The sequence below is a fragment of the Shewanella cutis genome (genome assembly GCF_022410515.1).
Taxonomy (GTDB): domain Bacteria; phylum Pseudomonadota; class Gammaproteobacteria; order Enterobacterales; family Shewanellaceae; genus Shewanella; species Shewanella cutis.
The window spans coordinates 227582-243815 of sequence record NZ_JACSDI010000002.1; the positions used below are offsets into that span (position 1 = coordinate 227582).

General features: G+C 43.7%; 15 protein-coding genes, 2 tRNA genes and 1 pseudogene. 6 read left to right on the top strand and 12 right to left on the bottom strand.

Annotation, left to right across the window (positions count from 1 at the left end):
• Positions 1-49 precede the first annotated feature (49 nt).
• On the top strand, positions 50-442 hold the full coding sequence (locus tag H9J30_RS06195; RefSeq protein ID WP_240130230.1) for a hypothetical protein: 393 nt from the start codon (positions 50-52) through the stop codon (positions 440-442).
• Here H9J30_RS06195 and H9J30_RS06200 read toward each other — a convergent pair.
• Positions 439-1374 (bottom strand): sensor histidine kinase, encoded by a 936-nt coding sequence (locus H9J30_RS06200; RefSeq protein WP_240130231.1) that lies wholly within the window; start codon positions 1372-1374, stop codon positions 439-441. The two genes, H9J30_RS06195 and H9J30_RS06200, sit on opposite strands and share 4 nt — an antisense overlap.
• On the bottom strand, positions 1367-1912 hold the full coding sequence (locus H9J30_RS06205) for a heme NO-binding domain-containing protein (RefSeq protein WP_240130232.1): 546 nt from the start codon (positions 1910-1912) through the stop codon (positions 1367-1369). The genes H9J30_RS06200 and H9J30_RS06205 overlap by 8 nt, the downstream gene beginning before the upstream one ends.
• Before the next feature lie 317 nt (positions 1913-2229).
• Between H9J30_RS06205 and H9J30_RS06210 the strand changes: the two are divergent.
• Positions 2230-2462: pseudogene (locus tag H9J30_RS06210) on the top strand (IS110 family transposase); the annotation flags it as partial.
• A 127-nt stretch (positions 2463-2589) separates the two neighbouring features.
• Here the strand turns inward: H9J30_RS06210 and H9J30_RS06215 are convergent.
• From H9J30_RS06215 to dnaQ, 4 genes are all read right to left on the bottom strand, one after another.
• Positions 2590-2666, bottom strand: a tRNA-Asp gene (locus H9J30_RS06215).
• 57 nt (positions 2667-2723) lie between these two features.
• A tRNA-Asp gene (locus H9J30_RS06220) sits at positions 2724-2800 on the bottom strand.
• 157 nt (positions 2801-2957) lie between these two features.
• A complete protein-coding gene (locus H9J30_RS06225; protein WP_240130233.1) occupies positions 2958-4463 on the bottom strand; it encodes a TIGR03503 family protein in 1506 nt (501 codons plus the stop codon).
• A gap of 10 nt (positions 4464-4473) precedes the next feature.
• Positions 4474-5202 (bottom strand): DNA polymerase III subunit epsilon, encoded by a 729-nt coding sequence (dnaQ, locus tag H9J30_RS06230; RefSeq protein WP_240130234.1) that lies wholly within the window; start codon positions 5200-5202, stop codon positions 4474-4476.
• A 70-nt stretch (positions 5203-5272) separates the two neighbouring features.
• Between dnaQ and rnhA the strand changes: the two genes are divergently transcribed.
• Positions 5273-5749: a ribonuclease HI gene (gene rnhA / locus H9J30_RS06235; RefSeq protein WP_240130235.1), complete on the top strand. Its 477-nt coding sequence runs from the start codon at positions 5273-5275 to the stop codon at positions 5747-5749.
• A gap of 25 nt (positions 5750-5774) precedes the next feature.
• On the opposite strand, the gene H9J30_RS06240 is transcribed toward rnhA, so the two are convergent.
• Together H9J30_RS06240 and H9J30_RS06245 are read right to left on the bottom strand one after the other, a co-directional pair.
• Complete coding sequence (locus H9J30_RS06240; protein WP_240130236.1) at positions 5775-6677, bottom strand: LysR substrate-binding domain-containing protein; 903 nt, start codon at positions 6675-6677, stop codon at positions 5775-5777.
• A 23-nt stretch (positions 6678-6700) separates the two neighbouring features.
• Complete coding sequence (locus H9J30_RS06245; protein WP_240130237.1) at positions 6701-7435, bottom strand: class I SAM-dependent methyltransferase; 735 nt, start codon at positions 7433-7435, stop codon at positions 6701-6703.
• Between the two features lie 160 nt (positions 7436-7595).
• Between H9J30_RS06245 and gloB the strand changes: the two genes are divergently transcribed.
• Positions 7596-8399: a hydroxyacylglutathione hydrolase gene (gloB, locus tag H9J30_RS06250; protein WP_240130238.1), complete on the top strand. Its 804-nt coding sequence runs from the start codon at positions 7596-7598 to the stop codon at positions 8397-8399.
• Positions 8400-8649: 250 nt separating this feature from the next.
• Entirely contained in the window at positions 8650-10197 is a 1548-nt protein-coding gene (locus tag H9J30_RS06255) for a LysM peptidoglycan-binding domain-containing protein (RefSeq protein ID WP_240130239.1), read from the top strand.
• A 350-nt stretch (positions 10198-10547) separates the two neighbouring features.
• Here H9J30_RS06255 and H9J30_RS06260 read toward each other — a convergent pair whose 3' ends face one another.
• From H9J30_RS06260 to H9J30_RS06270, 3 genes are read right to left on the bottom strand one after another with little or no spacing between them, the layout of a single operon-like run.
• Complete coding sequence (locus H9J30_RS06260) at positions 10548-11195, bottom strand: BsuPI-related putative proteinase inhibitor (RefSeq protein WP_240130240.1); 648 nt, start codon at positions 11193-11195, stop codon at positions 10548-10550.
• 2 nt (positions 11196-11197) lie between these two features.
• Positions 11198-13021 carry an AsmA family protein gene (locus H9J30_RS06265; protein ID WP_240130241.1) on the bottom strand — a complete coding sequence of 608 codons (1824 nt, stop codon included), beginning with the start codon at positions 13019-13021 and terminating at the stop codon, positions 11198-11200.
• A 41-nt stretch (positions 13022-13062) separates the two neighbouring features.
• Positions 13063-13557, bottom strand: coding sequence for a putative 4-hydroxy-4-methyl-2-oxoglutarate aldolase (locus H9J30_RS06270; RefSeq protein WP_240130242.1), 495 nt, complete (start codon positions 13555-13557; stop codon positions 13063-13065).
• 227 nt (positions 13558-13784) lie between these two features.
• Here H9J30_RS06270 and H9J30_RS06275 point away from each other — a divergent pair, with 227 nt between their 5' ends.
• A complete protein-coding gene (locus H9J30_RS06275; protein ID WP_011072521.1) occupies positions 13785-14105 on the top strand; it encodes a hypothetical protein in 321 nt (106 codons plus the stop codon).
• A 174-nt stretch (positions 14106-14279) separates the two neighbouring features.
• On the opposite strand, the gene H9J30_RS06280 is transcribed toward H9J30_RS06275, so the two are convergent.
• Positions 14280-16058: a DUF885 domain-containing protein gene (locus H9J30_RS06280; RefSeq protein WP_240130243.1), complete on the bottom strand. Its 1779-nt coding sequence runs from the start codon at positions 16056-16058 to the stop codon at positions 14280-14282.
• Positions 16059-16234: the final 176 nt, after the last annotated feature.

The window sequence follows — 16234 nt, forward strand, 5'->3', positions numbered from 1 at the left end:
AAAAATTGATTAATAAATAAAAATAGCAAAAAAAAGGAGCAAGGAGTTGATGGAACAAACAATGATAAAACTGCAACAGATGCAAGATGTCATCAATTTATTTGATAGCATCAAGCCTGAGGCGCAGTTACCCGCTCAATACTATGAAAGCACACGCTATATTCGTTGGTCTGAATTTGAGGCAATGCAAGTGTACGAGCTTGATTTTGAACCTTATTTATCAATTGCTGAACGCTGTAATATGCGTTTTTTTACCCTGCATCAAAGCCAACTGCGCGTGTATCTTGCTCATTTGAATGATGCTGGCCACGCCCCAAGATGGGAAGCCCGCCCAATTACGCTACCACAGTTGCAGGATATCGAGTTGATGACTCATCTTATGCAGGATCACGCCTATCAATTAGGGCTAAGGATCAATTTTGATTTGAACTACCCTATCTAGGTTATCGAGCTAGAAGTCATATAAACAGCTTGAGGATCTATTGGAAAAAGAATCATCACCTCAGTCCCCTTATCTGGCTCGGATTTCACTTCAATCGTGCAATCGTGCTGGCGAAGAATTTGTAACACAATCGACATGCCGACTCCCGTCCCAGTCCCAACAGGCTTAGTGGTGTAGAAAGCATCAAACATTCTCCCCAAGGTATACTCATCCATACCGCATCCATTATCGACAACCGTTAAGCAAATGTTTGTATCAGATTGAGTGAGCTTAAGCCATATTTCAGAGGGTCTATCACTGACCACATCGCAAGCCTGATAAGCATTAACGATAATATTCATTAACACCTGATTGAGTTCGCCTACATTAAACAAAATCATAGGAACATGCGAAATCTCTTTTTTTATCAATACATTGTTAAGCATCGGTCGCAACAATTTAAGGGTAAATTCTAAAGCATCGACTAATTGAATAACGGATTTACCTGTCGAATCCGTTCGTGCAAAAAAGAGTAAATGGTTAACGATATCCTTAATACGCATTAAACCTTGGCAAGTATCACTTGCCAGTTCAGGCAGATCCTCCTTGATAAACTGCAACTTAGCCTGATCAATCTGTTGCTTATCGCCTTCGTCCATGCTTGCCAATAAGTCCTGAGCATAGCTGATTAAGCTCCTGACATTGGAGAGAATATAGGCAAGCGGATTATTAATTTCATGGGCAACGCCAGCGGCAACTGTACCAAGAGAAGCCAATTTTTCCTGCTGGATCATTGATTGCTGTTGCTGCTTAATCAGATCGATTTGTTGTTGCAACAACACATTTTTCTCATAGAGTTGGCGGGTACTGCCCTCAAGTAGCTGCTCCACTTCCTGTCTGGCCTTTTTTTCCCGCAGATAGGCTACATAATAGGGATTTTCGCTGTCAGTCATTTTGTAACTCGATGATTAACATACAATGATCGGCACCACTATGCATGCAAGTGTCATGGCTAATCTGGATCTTTTGCTGAAAATGCTGCGCTGCACCAAATAACAGTCCCTCTGCGCAAAAACATAACCGACGGGGGGATGAATACCTTAACGCAATTTGATTGTTCGGTAATAACTGTCCATTAATGTGCGGCAACGAAGGCTCATGGTATAGCTTATTCACCTCTAAATGGATCACATCATGGATCCCCATGACTAAGGAGGTAAAATCGTCAAACTTGTCTACAACATCGGTATGACGGGAGGCCAAGCCATTAAAAAGAAACTGCCCAAATGCTTTAACTACATTCTGTATTGGCATATTAAGCCGCTGAGCCACGTCCTGAACAATGCTAAATAACTCGGACTCAGCATAACTTTTGGCAGACACATACACGCGATCCTTAGGAGCATGTTTTTCCAATAGATCGTTCCAAACTGACATTCCGCACTGGGCTACGACCATATCTTCCAGCACATTAAAAATAATTCCTTTCATAAGCACCTCATAGGGTTACCACGTCAAACTGACTGACTCAGTCCATGACCGTGTCACATTTGTCCTATACATTACCTATAAAGTATTAGCAGCCAATCTCAATGTTCACCAGTATTTTTATATGACGCTTAAAGAGAAAAATAAAACCAAAGGTATAGCGCGATTTAGTCACGATAAATCGTAAGCTAGCTCTAAGCTTACTCATCTGCGACTAAAGACCTTGAGTGATGTGTAGTGATGTGATGGACGGCTCAGCACCTAAGCTTGCAGTATTATGCCAAGCTCGCAGCTGACAAATAGTTCTAGGGGTTTCCATCATGGATATTAAAGTTATTGGTATCGATTTAGCCAAAAATGTTTTTCAAGTTTGTCTTATGGATAACTCAATCATGAGTAAGAAAAAGGTTAGCAGAAACAAGCTGCTCGATAAAATTAGACAACTCCCTGAAGGTAGCCTATTGCTATGTAAGCCTGTGTGACGGCGTATTACTGGGGAAGACTATTTCAAGCACTTGGTTATCAAGTGCAACAGATCCCTGCCCAACATGTTTAGCCATTAGTTGCAAACCAAAAGAAGATGCCAACGATGCCCTCGCTATATGCGAAGCGGTATGAGTAAGTAGAAAGCGTAAAAATCAAAAAGCCCATGCTATTAATAGCATGGGCTTAATGAATGTTGGCGGAGCGGACGGGACTCGAACCCGCGACCCCCGGCGTGACAGGCCGGTATTCTAACCAACTGAACTACCGCTCCAAACTTTTTATTATACCGCTGTTACAGCACTATAATTTTAACTTTCAACAACTTGACTGGCGGAGCGGACGGGACTCGAACCCGCGACCCCCGGCGTGACAGGCCGGTATTCTAACCAACTGAACTACCGCTCCACTCAAGTTGCGGTGAATAATACGGTTGAGTGTTCGAAGCGTCAACCGTTTTTTTCACTCTATTGCATCGTTTAGTTAAAATTTAGCCAAAATGCACTAAACCCTATGATAAATGAACGAAATATCAGCAAGTTTCATCTCAACGTTGCCACTTTAGTTATCTACGATTATCGGACTCATCAGGCATGGTTAGATCAATTTCATCGAGTGATGGTGCCTCTGCTTTATTCTTTTCAGCTTCATCCATTATGCGCTGCTCTGCGGCGGCTAAAGCTTGAGCCAAACTTTGACGTTTACGCCAAACAATCAGTCCCACGAGCCCTAACAGTAGCAACACGGCGTTGACGGTAATGATCCAGAAAATCGCATCCTGTTTTGCGAGCGCCTCTTCTTCTGCAGCCTTTTGCGCCGCTACTGCCGCTAATTCTTCCTCGCTTGGTGGCGGCTCGGGTGGTTGCACTAAGTTAAAGAAGAGCTCAGGCAAATCGAGCACAATTTCACGTCCCGATACTGTCGTTGTTGCGACAGACCCCTTAATGCGGTAACTACCAAATTCAGTCACAGGCGGCAAATCCAATTCAACATCACTTTGGCTAATCCCATGAAGAACAAGAGGCAGTTGCAAACCTGCCGGCCCAACTAACTCGAATGAAAAATGGGTTTCAGCCAGTTGTAATACACTACTATCTGCATGAAGCATGATTTTCCATTGACCCGTTAAAGGGTCTTCAGGGGTTATCACCTCTGCATTCACTGGCCGTGGGGATAAAGTAAAAGGAAATGAAACTTGTCTTTCAAACACGTTATTACGTGCGTGCACCACAAAGTCATACTCTCCCCATGGCTGCTTAAGATTGATATCGCTGGTAAACATGCCATCATCGGGTCTTTCATCAAACTTTTCGCCATTATCTTTGTAGGATCCAACGATAATGTCACCTGCGGCAAAGTTTTCATCACCCGCACGATGCTTACTCACAAAATGTGTAGTCCACTCAACTAAATAGTCCATTCCGGGCATACGAACCCGCTCTGCATCCCCCATTAGTTGGGCGACTACTTTAATTTCTTCGCCTTGAAATAACGGTTGTGGTAGGTGCTGAACTTCAATCTCAAGCTTGGAGATGCGTTTTATTTTCGAGCCCGGAACCACTTTACCCACCAATTGCCAAGGCCCAGGCTGAGGTGACTCAATATAAATAATATCCCCGGTCATACCATCGACCCATTTGACGGTTTCAGGATGGCGATTGGCGTACCACTTACTGCCATCGGGCAAGACGATGACCACAGGCGCTGAACCGTATTCCCGTTGGATCAGTAGCGTCATGCTGCTGACCATATGATCCACTCGAAAACGATTCTTAAGTTCAGAGGCAGTATCAACGGGCACCACTTTACCCGCCGAAGGTTTGGGAGATTTTACCTGAGCATCTACGCTCGGTTTCGCGTCACCTTGGTTATCAGCAGCAATGGGTTGGGCCGCACTTGGTTTCCCGTCACTCGGTGGCACCTCTTTAGCCTTAGTCGCTAGATTGGTGGGCGGCTCTGCGGGCTTAACTACTGCAGGTTCAGTATCGGCCGCAGTCAGTGGCATGCTCAGCCAAAGGCTGCTGAGCACTAATGTGGTATTCAGTAGGGATTTTCGCAGCGACATCGTCATAGACTATAAATTATCCTCTCCAGAGGCATTTCCCAGATTTTGCGACTAAATCAAGACGCTCTTCATGCATAACGAGTTCATCGGCCGATGCGCGGATCACTTTAAGATTAAGTGATGTGGGATCAAAGCGTTGAATGCCTCCCCCCTCTTGACCGACTTCTTCGTTAGAGAGATTAAACTTAGTCTGCCCACCCGTCATCGATAAATAGACATCGGCAAGAATTTCAGCGTCGAGTAATGCGCCATGGTAATGGCGGCGAGAGTTGTCGATGCCATAACGTTTACAGAGTGCGTCTAAGTTGTTCTTTTGTCCGGGGTGCAAAAATTTAGCAATATCAAGGGAGTCTAAAATCTCACAAATGTCGCGCGTCTTTGGCCCTGAAGGTTGCAGTAAGGAAAACTCATGGTCCATAAAGCTCACGTCGAAGTTTGCGTTATGGGCTACAATTTCGGCGCCGCTGATAAAATCGATAAACTCTTGGGCTATTTGATGGAATCTTGGCTCATTCGCGACGCGTTCATCGGTGATCCCATGAACCGCGATCGCTTCTGGATCAATCGCTTGGCCAGGATTGATATACTGATGATAATAACGGCCCGTTAAACGGCGGTTGATGACCTCAACACAACCTATCTCAATAATTCTGTGCCCTAAATACACCGCACCACTGCCTTGGTTCATACCCGTGGTTTCAGTATCTAAAATAACCTGACGGCTTGCGTTTGAGATAATATTCATACTTTTATGCGCTTCTTATGACATTTTTTGGTTATACTCGGCCGATATTTACGCCTTTGGTAACCATTTGATGACTGAACTAAAACTAATCCACATCTTCACCGATGGCTCTTGCTTAGGCAATCCTGGCCCCGGTGGTTATGGCATTGTAATGAATTATAAGGGCCATACAAAGGAGATGTCCGATGGTTTTGCCCTGACGACCAATAATCGTATGGAGTTATTAGCCCCAATCGTTGCACTTGAGGCCCTAAAAGAACCTTGTAAAATCATCCTCACCAGCGATAGCCAATACATGCGCCAAGGGATCATGACTTGGATCCACGGCTGGAAGAAAAAAGGCTGGATGACCTCTAATCGTACACCAGTGAAAAATGTCGATCTTTGGAAACGCTTAGACAAAGCCGCCCAGCTCCACCAAATTGATTGGCGCTGGGTTAAAGGCCATGCCGGACACGCTGAAAACGAACGCTGTGATCAACTCGCTCGCGCGGCCGCAGAAGCAAATCCAACGCAAATTGATACTGGCTATCAGGCGGAGTCTTAACACTCAACTCAGGCCTGAGAGTCATTCATCCTTCCCGCGATAAATGGAAAAAATTACTGCAAAACTGCACAAAGGCCAGCCCTAATGAGGTCGCTTGGCGACTTTTGTGAGTGATGCGGTAAAACTGTCGCTCTAGCACTAACCCTTCGATGGTGACTAGAGCCAACTCTTTACGACTAATCTCTTTATCCAGCGCGAGTTCTGATAACACCCCCAAACCAGCACCTTGTTTTACCGCTAGTTTGATTGCATCTGGCGTGGTAAAACAGAACTTAGCCTCGGGTTGCATATCAAGTTCATTGGCCGCATTGACAAAATATTCCCGCGTACCCGACCCTTCTTCCCGCAGCACCCAAGATTGGCCTTTTACGGCAAAAGGCTTAACCGTTTGCCCTGCCAATGGATGGGCGGGGTGGCAAAACACCAATAATTTGTCCTTGTGCCATGGCTCAATATGAAGACGGTTATCTGTACAATGTCCTTCAATAAATCCCATTTCGGCGCGAAATTGTGCAACCGATTGGATAACATCTTGGGTGTTGGTGATTGCAACTTCTATATGGGTTTGGGTATGTTGCTGGCAAAATGCCACCGCGGCCTTTGCCAATAAATAGTTACCAATCGTCGAACTTGCGCTCACACTTAACTGCCCGACTAAGTCACCGCCTTGGGGGGTAAAGGCTTGCTCAATTTGTTCGACGCGATGTAACAGATCCGTAGCCAGCGGCAACAACAGGTTTCCCTGCGAATTAAGCTGCAAACGATTGCCAATTCTTTCAAAAAGGCGGGCGTTGAGCTGCTTTTCTAATTCTGCCAATGCCATTGATGTTGCAGGGGGGGATAGATTGACTTGCTCTGCAGCTTTAGCCACTTGACCACTGCGTGCGACGGCTTCAAAAACAGCAAGTTGCCTTAAGGTAATTCGCATAACGGACTCATTAATGGGTAATGTTATTTTGTAGGTTCAGATAAATGCCCCGAGCGTCCAGCACTTGGCGCTGTGGCCCAATTAGGTTGTCGAACCTTACGTTTGTCGCGGATTGGTGTTAATGGGGACTCTAATTTACGTGCCACAATCAAATACAAACTACCCGCACTGGGGAGCCATGAGGCTAAGGTGTGCTGCAAAAAACGGCCACAACTCAATTCGCCTATCAGTGGGTGGTAAATCAAACGTTCATCACTCACCACTTGATACCCGAGTAGCCCTAACCAATCTCGCACCCGAGATGGCATAAAAAAACGCCCACACCAGGGCAAATCATCTTGATATTTTGGCCATAATTTCCCAAGGAACACGGGGCTCAAGGGATTAAAGCCAACAACAAACAGGTAACCTCCCGCAATCAACACCCGGTCAATTTCACGCAGTATCCGGTAAGGATCGGCCTCAAATTCCAACAATAGGCTCATCACCACAGCATCAATCACCCCATTTTGTAAGGGCAAATGGCAGAAATCCCCCATAAACGAAGCATTAGGAGCTGAACATAGAGAAAAATGATGGGCAACAGGTGACGCCATACTTGAAATCTCAGCACTTAGGGGGCCGAGCTTCAACAAATGATAACCAAAAACCCTTGGCCACCAATCGGCGAGTTTATCGGCAACAGCTTGCTGGAGTGCACAGCCATTGGGCAAATCTTCCCATTGCTCAGGTTTGCGCACAGTCCTGTTATACGACACAAGTCTCCTCCCGTCCCGTTATCTTATTACTTTTACCGAGTTAAAATCTTCATTGAGCATTCGTCATTAGGTGTCTTAAAAATCACAATAGTCGCCAACGGGTATCCACCTGTGGATAATAACCTTATCTTTAAATCAAAATACAGCGATTGGCGGTACTATGCTCACTATAACAGCGATTAATGCCTTTAATGACAATTATATCTGGGTGTTGCAACAAGACACTCAGCAAGCCGTCTATGTGGTTGATCCCGGTGATGCTAACGTTGTACTCGATTATTTAAACGCACATCAATTGACGCTTGCAGGAATTTTGATCACCCACCACCATAGAGATCACACTGGCGGTATTGCCGCACTTGTGGCTTATGTTGAACAAACAACAGGCGACACCTTAGCGGTTTATGGTCCGCAAAGTGAAGCTATTCAAGGTGTTAATATTGCCATTGAGCCACAAATCACACAAACACTCAGCCTAGCCTTGCTCGATAGCCCAGTGCAGGTACTGTCTGTGCCAGGCCATACGGCGGGGCATATTGCGTATCTGGTTGATGGTGCACTATTTTGTGGTGATACACTTTTTAGTGGAGGATGCGGCCGGTTATTTGAGGGAACACCTGCACAAATGTGGCACTCGTTACGTTTGCTCGCGGCTCTGCCTGCCGAGACTAGAGTGTACTGTGCACATGAATATACTCTCGCGAATCTCAAATTTGCCCAAGCGGCCGACCCAAGCAATGCCAAACTCAAGGCTTATAATGAACAAGCAACAGCCCTTCGTGCCCAAGGAAAAGCCACCATTCCCTCCACAATAGGATTAGAGCGATCAATTAATCCCTTCCTTCGGGCGGTGACGCCAACCATAGTGGACAGTATAAAACAGCAGTTTTGTGATCAAGATCTGAGTAACGTAGATGAACTCACTTGTTTTACCCTACTTAGGCAGTGGAAAGATATTTTTTAGAAAAAAACGATCAATTCGTGGCTGAAATTTATACAGTTTTTCCCAGTGTTGATCACGTAAATCAAAATTCCCCCTACTTGATGTACGATATTTTAGGGACAAGATCGAAAAGATCCCATAGAATGGCTCGTTTTTGCGTGAATACTTTGCGCTCTGTGTTGCCACTATTTACATAATAATCAATTTATTAGCTAATTTAGATTATACGAAAGTGCTTTGGCAATGCACTAACAGAGGACTATCGTTTTCCATGAGAGTATCACTTTATGTTGTAGTAGGGGGATTTGCCCTACTCACGGGTTGCCAGACGTTAGACAACCATCAGGTGACCAAACCTGAAGCACAAACCGTCACGACCGAAAATACCGTCCCACAATATTATCTCGCAACCGAACCTGAATCGGCGCAAGTGACTGATGTGTGGGAGCGAATTCGTCAAGGAATGCAGCTACCTGTTCCTGACAAAAAACTCGTTAACTATTATCGCGATTGGTACATTAACAACCCTAAACACCTCGAAGTGATTTCTGAGCGTGCGGCGCCTTACATGTATTTGATCGTCGAAGAGCTTGAGAAACGGCATTTACCGATCGAGATAGCTCTGCTACCGATTATTGAAAGTGCCTTCGATCCGAGCGCCTCATCAGCCAGTGCAGCGTCTGGTCTTTGGCAATTTACCACGCCCATGGCGAGTCATTTTGGTTTAGAAATGAACTGGTGGTACGACGGTCGTCGCGATGTACCCGCATCTACCACTGCCGCCTTGGATATGCTCGAATATTTGTACAATAAAACCAATAATAATTGGCTTTATGCGATTGCAGCTTATAACACGGGTGAGTCAAAGGTACTCAATGCGATTAAACGCAATGAAAATAAAGGCCTTAAAACTGATTTCTGGTCACTCGATCTCCCTAAAGAAACGAAACGCTATGTGCCACAGTTATTAGCCCTAGCTGAAGTGATCAAACATGCCGATGAATATGGTATCACTTTGGCACCGATCAATAACAGCCCTTCTATCGAAGTTGTTGATATTGATAGTCAAATTGACTTAGCTATGGCAGCAGGTCTCGCCAATATGACCACCACTGAGCTAGCAAAGCTCAACCCTGGTTATAACCGTTGGGCAACCTCACCATTGGGACCGCACACATTAGTTTTACCCATTGATAAATCAGAAGAGTTTAAAAAGGCACTTGCAGAAACCGAAAGCGAAGCTCGAGTAAGCTGGCTTAGATACACCATAAAATCCGGTGACAGTATCGGTTCAATTGCCCAAAAACATCATACAACAGTGAATGCGATCCGCGCTGCTAATGGTATGAAAAACAACAACATCGTTGCTGGAAGACACCTCATTATCCCAGTCTCCGCAGACGATAAGCAGCTCTATGCTCTGTCAACCAGTCAAAAATTACCTAAAAAAGCTGCAAGTGCAACCTCGGGTAATAAGCTGACCTATCAAGTGAAATCCGGTGATTCTCTGTGGCAAATAGCCCAAGCTCATAATGTGAGCGTCAAACAGTTAACTGCTTGGAACCATTTAAGCAAAGACAGCAAATTGCAAGCGGGTCAAAAACTGACCATTGTTGCACCACAGGAAAAACTCGATAGCGAGCATATCCGTACCGTTAGCTACAAAGTGAAGTCTGGTGATTCACTCGCTCAAATTGCTAGCAAATTTAAGGTAACTGTAGCTGAACTCCTAGAATGGAATAGCTTAACGCCTTCACAATACATTCTACCCGGCCAAGTGTTAAAGTTGGTTGTGGATGAAAGCAACCTAAATGCTTAAGTTTGATTAGCTGAAGCTCAAACAGCGATAAATAGATCTTATTATCTCGTTAGTGATAACCGTAGTAACAAAAAGGCAGCAACTAAAGGTTGCTGCCTTTTTGATAACTCAGCTTTTGTTTTATCTTTAGGTAACCTCAAATCTGCACTGATACCGAAATGAATTAACGCATCAGTTACAAGCCTATTGCAAGTCAACTTAACACAGAAAATTACAACCAACTGTTTTATATAGTTTTATTATCATAGACTAAGCTATTTATTGTCACGCGCCACTATATCACTAAACAGACTCATGAATGACACAGCTATTGTAGACTCATTTAGCCACTCACGTTTTAGCGCCGTCAGTTATTCGAGTTTTAACAAAAGTACGATTGGCGCCATCGCAGGCAATCCGCTTTGTAATTCTATTCCAGAAAAATGCGCCTCTAAGTACGCGCCCTCGATTGGAATACCCGCTAAAGCTTTTGACGGAATAGCAAACGCTACAACAAGACTTTCTGCAGAGGCTAATTGTGTATCCCGCAGTGCTTGGGTAAACATCATATCGTCAGACCAAGCCCAAAGACGCTGACCTTGTTCAGTCGTAAGCACTAAATCCGCTGTCATCCCCGAGTGATAACGCAGCGAAATCGCATGAGGAGCTGGATTATGGATCACCAACTTGGCGTTGACGGCTTGCTTAAAGTCCACAAACGATTCGAGGGTAAGCTCACCTTTTAATTGACTCTTCAAATCATTCGTTGAGACTTTTTCAACCTTCAAGCTTGGTTTCTCCTTTATCCCCTTGAGTTTAGTGGCCAAATTTGCCGAATAAATAACTTCGGGGTGTTTCGCTACGTCAGCGCGAATATCGGCAGCGTTATTACTTGGTTGTGCCTCCATAGCAAAGCAGCCCAGTAGCTGCCCAGCCAATAGTACTAAACTTACATGCACCCACATTCGTGACAGTGTCGATATTGGCTTGGCAAATGTGGGAGCAAGTAAGTTCGCCATTCCTAAAAGCCGCCCAACTTTTTGAGTAACGAATCTTTTAATTTTTCCTTCGCCTTATCAGTCTCTTCCTTCAACTGATTGTTCAACAACGCTTGAGTATCCAAGGCATATTCAGGCTTTTGGAAAGTGCCGGTTATGGCGAGGGGAATGTCAATTCCCGCAAGGGCATCTTTGCCACTGCCCCCCTGCCCTTTAAGGGAATTCACTAAACTGGTGGTTAATCGATAATCCAAGGTTTGCGTCAATAGATTTGCACTGCCCTTACCAGCCAATCTGATCAAAGGTGATGACATGGCGAGATCAGGATTTGCCGCAACGCCATGTTCAAGGGAGAAGTTACCTGTCAGACTTGAGAAGTCAGTTTTACGCTCCTCTTGGGTTTCAGCTGACATATCCCCCTTTAATTTAGCCTGAGCACTACGGATCATTTGCGGGATATTTACGCCGTAAAGGGCGCCATCGGTAATCTCAAAACGGCCATTGGCGAGGAGATTTTTCTTTAAGTGTTCAGGAATTAAACTCTTACCTTTTCCTTTAACACTAAAATTTGCCGTCCCCGCCAACACTTCAAGCTCAGCAGCATCTTTTAGCAAAGGTTGGATTTGTACAGCAGAAATTTGCTTGTCAAATTGATAACTAGCGACTTTTGAGCGAGCATCTACCTGAGCATTGAGCATCAACTTACCTTGATAAAGATCCGCGCTTAGCTGTTTAAGATCGACCACACCGTTTTTAATGCCTAAATCTATCAACCAGTTTTGCGTAGACAAATTCGCTACTTTGATAGATTTAACCGCCAATGTTAACCTCGCATCCAAACCATTAAGCGCCGTTAAATCGGGTTCAATGGCTTGGGATGAAGTAGATGCAATCACGGGTTGTTTTTCTGCCATATCGGATTTTGGCAACAAGGCATCAAGATCAATATCGCCCAGTTGTAGATTCGCATTAATTTGTGGCACTTTACCAGCATAATGAACGGCCAGCTTACCCGTTGCACTGATATCTTCCAGCGCAAACTTATTAATATCCGCCGATAACTGTTTCTTATCTAACGCGATTTGACTATTAACACTTACCTCTGCAGTCAATTTTTTATGGGGAATGGCGTCACCTTCTACTTGCGTTACAATATCTAGTTTTTCAATCACCAACTGATTAAAATCACGGCTTAATTTAATTTGACCTTCACCTTTACTGCTCAGTGTCATATCGGGCAAAGATGCGGTCAATTCATAGGCAATTGGTGCCAATTTATCGAGTGAAAACGCCCCCAAAGTAAACTGCTTTAAGGTAACAGTTTCAGTTTGCCCCTTGGCTTCATCAATTAAATTGATTTGCGTATTGGTAATAGAAACCCCACCCACATCAATACTGGCCAATTTAGCCTGTGAGAGACTTGACTCAGATGGTGTCGATGATTTGTCAGCCGCGCTACCCGTTAACCCATCGAAACTTGAGCTACCGTTTTTACGTGTGACCAAATTGATTTTTGCACCATCAAGACTTAACTGAGCGATTTCAATTTGCTTACTAAAGAGTGGCATAAGCTCAACTTCAGCGACCGCTTTATGGACTTCAAGCATCGACTTAGGCGTGAATCCCTCAGGATTAGACAGGGAAACCCCACCTAAATTAATCCCTACCGTTGGGAAAAATGTCCATGACAAGTCTTCAGTTATCACTAACTCACGCCCCGTTTGTTTTTTAACGGCGTTGACAACTTCAGGTTTAAAATCATTAGGGTCAAAAAAAACGGTGAGATATAAGGTGACAGCAACAACGAAGGTCACCAGAATTGCTAAAAGCCACTTAATGAATGTCATGGGAACACCCTTATAGATAACGTATTGAATTTTTTTGAAATTTAGTTTAGAAAAGCGAAGTTTAAAGACTCCTCACTGATCGCAATGCCATTCTCGTCAACATAAACCATCATACCGGGTTTCACAGTCACGGAGCCAAACTCAATAGGCACATTGATTTGTCCCTGACCTAACTTTTCAGTCTTCATTGGCATCGCACCTAAAGCATAAACCCCTAAATTAAAGGTACTTAGTCTAGCAACATCACGAACATAACCATTAATAATCACACCTTGCCATCCATTATCCATGGCGCTTTGTGCGATTAAATCTCCAAGCAGAGCACGACGAGATGATCCCCCACCATCGACTATAAGTACTTTTCCATGACCAGGCAGGGCTAATATTTCTTTCACTTTGGAGTTATCTTCAAAACATTTGACTGTAACAACTTCGCCCCAAAACAACCGCTTACCACCAAAAGCGCGAAATGCTAGCGGCAACAGGGTCAGTTTTGATGGATAGTGATCAAACAAATCAGGTAATAGATCAAGCATTTGGAGCTCCACTTAGTCAAAAGTTTAGACTACTCACTATTGTAGACGTCGACAAGTATTATGAGAAAGCCATCTTTTTACTTAGTTTTAGCACTTTAATACTTGGTCGGCATTGGCATTGACATTATAATCTGCGATAGTTAAGCACCTATGACACCCTTTACCTTTGTCGGGTAAAAGATTCATTTTCTAGCTTCTCAACTTCTCGTAATTAAAGTGAACACCAAATGACAACTGATCTAGATTTGCAAAGCGCTATCGCTGCACTCGATGAATATGGATATGAGAAAAAAGCCTCAACGGATCTTGAGCAAGCCCGTAATAAGCAACAAATGGGGAAATATATCAAATCCCTTGATTACAGTTTACGCCGACTATTGATATTGCAAGAAACAGTCAACGAATTAGTAGAAGAAAAGAAACACCAACTTTCACAACAAGAAAACATTCAAACCTATAAAACTAAAATTATTAACCTTTCTCGAGAATTTAACATTTCCTACGAAGACGTATTAGCCGTTATGGCAGAGTTACCCGCAAAAAAATAATAACCACAGGGTTAACCCCATTAAAGCATACTTTTAATTACGCCATACAGAGCACTCTGTATGGCAAAAATTTAGATGCCCATCATCTATCTCATCACATTAATCCGTACAACCTATTAATTAATTCGTATTAAATAAAGGGGGCAATTAATGTCCCCTTTCATTGATACAACTTTACTTCTCTTGCATTAATTGACGAATATATTTCACAGGTGCACTACCATAGCTTAAGAATTTTTCATGGAACGCTTTTAGCTCAAAATTCTTACCCTTAAGTTGCTTATATTCTTCACGGAAATCGTAAATTTCACGATAGCCTGAGTAATAGCTGGTAAGCTGAACTTGGCTCAGCGTTGCTCGGCGCCATTTACCTTCCGCTTCAGCACGTTGCTGGAACGCCTCATCCATCATCAACGCGATGGCCTGATCTTCCGTCATACCTTTTACATGAATGCTATAGTCTAGGATAGTGTTACAAATCACACGCAGATTCCATTTGTAGTACATTAACCACATCTCTGGCTCGAAATTACCATAGCCTTCTTCTAGCATCATGCGTTCAGTATAAACGGCCCAACCTTCGACCATCGCACCGTTTCCAAATAAGCTCTTCACAAGACTTGGAGATTCATTAGAATATACCAATTGAGTGTAATGCCCTGGAATTGCCTCATGAATATTTAAGATCTGTAATATCCAATGATTATATTCACGTAAATAGCTCTCGGCGGATTCATCACTCATACCATCGAGTGGCGTAACGTTATAATAGGTATTACCTAATTTGTCATAGGGGCCAGGCGCACTAATCGAAGCGCCCGCATAACCGCGCATATACTCTGGCGTTTCACGAACCACTAACGGTTTTTTAGGATCTAACGTTACTATATTTTTTTGATTCACAAACTCAATCAACTCAGGAATTTGTTTGCGAACTTCACTAACAAAATCTTCACGTTTAACGTGTTTAGTAGATAACTTATCGATTAATTGGCGAATAGCGATTTTATTATCGCTTGGTTTTGGCGTTGTGAAATATTTTGGCCAAAGTTTATCAGTAATCTTAGCCATTTCGCCTTGGACTCTGTCCTTATCTGCCATGGCCTTTTGATAAAGCTGTTTTGCCGTCATGCCCGCTTGGATATCAAAGGCAAATTTTTGCTCGTACAATTCTTCACCGATCCTAAAGCTACGGGCGCCCTCTTTTTTCAATTGGCTTACCTGTGCATTTAACCAGCTAATATGCTCATTGATGGCTTTGCTAGCGATATCAAAACGGGTGTTGAACAGGGCTTTTTCAGCATCTGACAGTCCGGAATCTGCAACTTGCTTTAATAAATCATCAGAGAAAACCGAAAACGCGCCTTGGTTTTGCAGCACAGCAAGTTCAGTATGTTCAAGGGTCGGCTGTGAAATATTACTTCTTGCTGCAGCGTAATAGGCGGGAATATTCTCCATTCTAGCCAATACAGAGCGTAATCTGTCATCGAGTGGTGCAAAGTTTTCATTGATGATTTGCGCAAAGCCTCCTGCTACGTTATAGCTGGAGGGATCCCATTGCCAAGATTTAAAACGGGTAATATCCCAAGCCATGCTACTGAGCAAGTTATCAATTAAGTGATAATCTATGGTCTCATTAGAAGTCAACGACTTCAGCTCAAACTGCTTAAGTTTGGCCTGCTGTGCTTTTACAAAGGCGAGTGTCTTTATACGACCGGCCTCATCTGGAATTTCTAAATAGCCATCATTAACATGTTTGCCACTGTATAGCGCCCATGTAGGCGATAATTGCCACAAATCGTCGATAAAAGCATTACTAAACTGAGCAAAAGAAGCCGCGTTAACTTCACCACTGACCACTTTACTTGGCGGGGCTTGGTTTGATTGAGATTGGCAGCCTGCAAGGCCGGTGAGCGATAGCAGGATCGCAAGAGATATGGCGGTTTTTTTCATTCTTTATTGTCCTTTTTATGTTTATACCAGCGCGTTGGTGCAAGGCTTTACCTAAGCACCTGATCAAATGAATGCTAGGCGGCTTATTTAATTTGACGATAAACACCTGAAATAGAGCTCGTCAGGCGTATTTAAAAGAACTTAAGTTAATCATATCAGCCGTATAATTGCAGCAA

Bases quoted from the DNA above. Each gene is read 5' to 3' on its own strand.
- H9J30_RS06195 (WP_240130230.1), top strand. From the start codon at position 50: ATGGAACAAACAATGATAAAACTGCAACAGATGCAAGATGTCATCAAT.
- H9J30_RS06200 (WP_240130231.1), bottom strand. From the start codon at position 1,374: ATGACTGACAGCGAAAATCCCTATTATGTAGCCTATCTGCGGGAAAAA.
- H9J30_RS06205 (WP_240130232.1), bottom strand. From the start codon at position 1,912: ATGAAAGGAATTATTTTTAATGTGCTGGAAGATATGGTCGTAGCCCAG.
- H9J30_RS06225 (WP_240130233.1), bottom strand. From the start codon at position 4,463: ATGACGATGTCGCTGCGAAAATCCCTACTGAATACCACATTAGTGCTC.
- dnaQ (WP_240130234.1), bottom strand. From the start codon at position 5,202: ATGAATATTATCTCAAACGCAAGCCGTCAGGTTATTTTAGATACTGAA.
- rnhA (WP_240130235.1), top strand. From the start codon at position 5,273: ATGACTGAACTAAAACTAATCCACATCTTCACCGATGGCTCTTGCTTA.
- H9J30_RS06240 (WP_240130236.1), bottom strand. From the start codon at position 6,677: ATGCGAATTACCTTAAGGCAACTTGCTGTTTTTGAAGCCGTCGCACGC.
- gloB (WP_240130238.1), top strand. From the start codon at position 7,596: ATGCTCACTATAACAGCGATTAATGCCTTTAATGACAATTATATCTGG.
- H9J30_RS06255 (WP_240130239.1), top strand. From the start codon at position 8,650: ATGAGAGTATCACTTTATGTTGTAGTAGGGGGATTTGCCCTACTCACG.
- H9J30_RS06260 (WP_240130240.1), bottom strand. From the start codon at position 11,195: ATGGCGAACTTACTTGCTCCCACATTTGCCAAGCCAATATCGACACTG.
- H9J30_RS06265 (WP_240130241.1), bottom strand. From the start codon at position 13,021: ATGACATTCATTAAGTGGCTTTTAGCAATTCTGGTGACCTTCGTTGTT.
- H9J30_RS06270 (WP_240130242.1), bottom strand. From the start codon at position 13,557: ATGCTTGATCTATTACCTGATTTGTTTGATCACTATCCATCAAAACTG.
- H9J30_RS06275 (WP_011072521.1), top strand. From the start codon at position 13,785: ATGACAACTGATCTAGATTTGCAAAGCGCTATCGCTGCACTCGATGAA.
- H9J30_RS06280 (WP_240130243.1), bottom strand. From the start codon at position 16,058: ATGAAAAAAACCGCCATATCTCTTGCGATCCTGCTATCGCTCACCGGC.